The 3,954-nt window shown below is 35.4% G+C and carries 6 protein-coding genes; 5 read left to right on the top strand and 1 reads right to left on the bottom strand.

Annotation, left to right across the window (positions count from 1 at the left end; translation table 11 throughout):
- Positions 1-248 (bottom strand): DUF4372 domain-containing protein (locus tag BLW20_RS14300; RefSeq protein ID WP_143037828.1); only part of this gene is annotated, 248 nt, incomplete at its 3' end.
- A gap of 125 nt (positions 249-373) precedes the next feature.
- On the opposite strand from BLW20_RS14300, the gene BLW20_RS14295 reads away from it, so the two are divergent.
- From BLW20_RS14295 to BLW20_RS14275, 5 genes are all read left to right on the top strand, one after another.
- Entirely contained in the window at positions 374-1,591 is a 1,218-nt protein-coding gene (locus BLW20_RS14295; protein WP_091102889.1) for an aminotransferase class V-fold PLP-dependent enzyme, read from the top strand.
- Between the two features lie 79 nt (positions 1,592-1,670).
- Positions 1,671-2,087 (top strand): SufE family protein, encoded by a 417-nt coding sequence (locus tag BLW20_RS14290; RefSeq protein WP_091102886.1) that lies wholly within the window; start codon positions 1,671-1,673, stop codon positions 2,085-2,087.
- Positions 2,088-2,091: 4 nt separating this feature from the next.
- Positions 2,092-2,415: an SUF system Fe-S cluster assembly protein gene (locus BLW20_RS14285; RefSeq protein ID WP_091102883.1), complete on the top strand. Its 324-nt coding sequence runs from the start codon at positions 2,092-2,094 to the stop codon at positions 2,413-2,415.
- Positions 2,415-2,924 carry a DUF2480 family protein gene (locus BLW20_RS14280; RefSeq protein WP_091102880.1) on the top strand — a complete coding sequence of 170 codons (510 nt, stop codon included), beginning with the start codon at positions 2,415-2,417 and terminating at the stop codon, positions 2,922-2,924. Before BLW20_RS14285 ends, BLW20_RS14280 begins: the two co-directional genes overlap by 1 nt.
- 23 nt (positions 2,925-2,947) lie before the next feature.
- Complete coding sequence (locus tag BLW20_RS14275; RefSeq protein WP_091102877.1) at positions 2,948-3,793, top strand: DUF3078 domain-containing protein; 846 nt, start codon at positions 2,948-2,950, stop codon at positions 3,791-3,793.
- Positions 3,794-3,954 lie beyond the last annotated feature (161 nt).

Genomic DNA, 3,954 nt, shown 5'->3' with positions numbered 1-3,954 from the left:
ATATGATTTAACTGGAATCCTGCCGTTTTTCCAGACAGACCAAGCATTGCTCCCGATATTTCCCGTAAGGAAGTGCACTTTGAAAACGAACAAAAGAGCATACTTATCAAGTGATCTTTTGTTGTAAATCGCTTTGTATAACGATCGGAATCGCATTTTTTCACTTCTCTTTTTATCATCGAATCGTCAATTAATGAAATCAGCTGTCCGAAAACGGATTTTGTCGAAAAATGATTACTTTTACTCATCGTATTTTAAGTTTTGCAACACAAATTTACGATGTTTTTAGGAAGCCATTAAGTTGGCTTCCTTTTTATCGGACAACAATGTAATTTAATATTCGTACCTTTGTATAAATTTTTTTGAAATTCCTATGAAGTTCGATATAACTAAAATACGTAAAGATTTTCCCATACTTAACCAACAGGTAAACGGAAAACCTTTGGTGTATTTTGATAACGCAGCTACCTCGCAAAAACCTAAAAAAGTAATTGATGCCGAGGTGAAATATTACAGTGAGATCAATGCAAATATTCACCGTGGCGTACATCATTTAAGCCAGGTAGCAACCGATGCTTACGAAGAAGCCCGTATAAAAATCCAAAAGCACATCAATGCAAAAAACAGTTTTGAAGTGTTGTTTACCTCCGGAACTACCTTTGGAATTAATCTGGTAGCAAACGGTTTTGCTCAAATTTTGAAACCCGGCGATGAAATCATTGTTTCACATTTAGAGCATCATTCTAACATTGTTCCCTGGCAATTTGCTTGTCAACGTTCAGGTGCGGTTTTAAAAGTAATTCCCATGTTGGGCGATGGTTCTTTGAATATTGATGCTTATCAACAGCTTTTATCAGAAAAAACCCAAGTGGTAGCGGTAAATCACATCTCTAACGCATTAGGTGTAATAAATCCGGTGAAATTCATCATTGAAAAAGCACATCAGGTTGGTGCTGCCGTTTTAATTGATGGAGCACAGGCAACCCCCCATTTAAAACCAGACGTACAAGAGTTAGATTGTGAATTTTACGTTTTTTCAGGACACAAAATTTGCGGACCAACAGGCACCGGGGTTCTGTATGGAAAAGAAGAATGGTTAAACAAAATTCCTCCGTACCAGGGTGGTGGTGAAATGATTAAAGAGGTTACGTTTGAAAAAACAACTTATGCGTGTTTACCGCACAAATTTGAAGCCGGTACACCCAACATAGCTGGCGGAATTGTTTTAGGCGTTGCTATTGATTATTTAAACGAAATTGGTTTTGATAACATTGCCGCTTATGAGCAAGAATTGTTACAATATGCCACCAAACAATTGTCTGAATTAGAAAACATTCAATTTTACGGAACGGTAAAAGAAAAAGCATCGGTAATTTCGTTTAATTTTAAAGGATTGCATCCGTATGATGTAGGCGCAATTATCGATAAATTAGGCATCGCCGTTCGTACCGGACATCACTGTGCACAGCCCATTATGAATTATTTCGATATTCCGGGCACCATTCGGGCATCGTTTGCGTTTTACAACACCAAAGAAGAAATCGATTTAATGATTGAAGCATTGAAAAAAGCACAAATGATGTTGCAATAGTACGGAAAGTCTTAAAGTCAAATGTCGAAAGTCTCAAAAACCTTAAACCTTAAACAAAAAAAACGTTAAACAAGAACAAATGACAATTAAAGAAATACAGGAAGAAATAGTTGATGAATTTGCACTATTCGATGATTGGATGCAACGCTATGAATACATCATTGAATTAGGAAAATCATTACCTTTAATAGAAGAAAAATATAAGGTAGAGGAGAACTTAATCCGCGGGTGCCAGTCACAAGTTTGGCTTCATGCCGAAAAGCAAGGTGAGAATATTGTGTTTACAGCCGACAGTGATGCCATTCTTACCAAAGGGATCATTGCCGTGCTCATCAGAACTTTTTCTAACCAAAAAGCGGTGGACGTAATGAATGCCGACACCTCTTTTATCGATGAGATTGGTCTGAAAGAACACTTATCGCCCACGCGTGCCAACGGATTGGTATCTATGTTAAAACAAATAAAATTATATGCAATCGCCCTTCAAGCCAACTAATACTATGGAAGAACAAATAGATATGAACGAATTAGGCGAGAACATCGTCAAAGTTCTAAAAACGATTTTTGATCCGGAAATACCGGTAGATATTTACGAATTAGGTCTGATTTATGACGTTTTTGTAAATGAAAGCCGCGATGTAAAAATTTTAATGACGCTTACATCGCCAAATTGTCCGGTGGCAGAAACATTGCCAATGGAAGTAAAAGAAAAAGTAGGTTCAATAAATAGCGTAAACGATGTAGAAATTGAACTGACGTTTGATCCGCCCTGGGACAAAGATATGATGAGTGAAGAAGCTAAATTGGAATTGGGAATGTTATAATGGAAAACGAAATTGTAAATAAAGTAGCACAAAGCAGCTTGATGATTTTCGACTTAGAAGATTATTATCCTGCCGAAGAATTAGTGGTTTTAGATATTTCGCAATGGTTGTTTGAAGGCTTCATCCTAAAAGAAAAAGATTTTAGAAATGCATTGAAAAATTTTGATTTTTCAATTTATCAGAATAAATTAGTAGCAATAAGCTGTTTAACCGACGCTATTTTGCCATCGTGGACATTGATGTTGGTAGCCACATACGTGCAGCCATTTGCAAAAAAAATCGTTCAGGGCTCTAAACACAATTTAATTGTAACGTATTATCAACAGTTAATAGATACATTAGATTTTTCGGTTTATCAAAACCAGCCTGTAATTATAAAAGGATGTTCTAAAAAACCAATTCCGGAAGAAGCTTATGTAATGGCAACCCAAAAAATGATGAACCATGCACGATCGATAATGTTTGGCGAAGCCTGTTCGGCAGTTCCCATTTTTAAACAAAAAAAATAGAAGAGAAATAAAAAAAATAGACTATGAAAAAGATTTTACTTTTATGTGCGGTTTTATCCACACAGTTTTTCTACGCTCAGGATACTGAGGTAAAAACAGACAGTACCTGGGTTATGAAAGGAAACATTGCTATTTTAGGAAGCCAGTCAAGTTTCTCGCAATGGCAGGCAGGTGGATCTAACAACTTAGCAATAAACGGTTCGTTAAACTACGATATCAACTACAAAAAAGATGATTGGACGTGGGATAATAAATTTATTGCATCATACGGTATCAATAAAATTAAAGGCGAAGACCAGAAAAAAACCGATGACCGTTTAGAAATTAATTCATTATTAGGAAAAAAAGCAACAGGCGAGTGGTACTATTCAGCTTTTGTGAATTTTAAAACACAATTTGATACCGGTATGAATCCGGATGATGAAACAGAGCGTATCTCACACTTTATGTCGCCGGCTTATCTGCAATTTGGTCCGGGGATGCTTTGGAAAAAAGATGATAACTTGAAAGTAAACATTGCACCGGCAACTGCCCGTTTTATTTTTGTGCACGACCATTTTACAGAATTTGGAGAATCATTTGGTGTTGAACAAGGAAAAACCATGCGTTTTGAATTTGGTGCAGCCGTAAATGCGTATTATAAATTACAAGTAATGGAAAACTTTACCGTTGAAAATATTTTGAACCTGTACTCTAACTATTTAGAAGATCCTCAAAATGTAGACCTTGACTATCAATTAAACGTTGTTTTAAAGGTAAATAAATACATTTCAACAAATTTAACATTCCAGGCATTGTATGATGACAATGCATATAAAGGCTTTCAAACACGCCATACTTTAGGCGTTGGGTTAAATTATTTGTTTTAAATTTTTTTTGTGTTGTTTTTTTTTTTTAAGTTTAACAAATTATTATTAATTTAATCAACTATGCTTAGAAAAATACTTTTCTTTTTGCTCTTTGCAAATATGAGCGTATATGCGCAGAAAATAGGAACTGATTACGAATGCTTTGATATCAATATTACAGA

This window comes from Paenimyroides marinum, from assembly GCF_900108395.1.
Lineage (GTDB): Bacteria > Bacteroidota > Bacteroidia > Flavobacteriales > Flavobacteriaceae > Flavobacterium > Flavobacterium marinum.
This window is presented reverse-complemented; position numbering and strand designations above follow the sequence as displayed.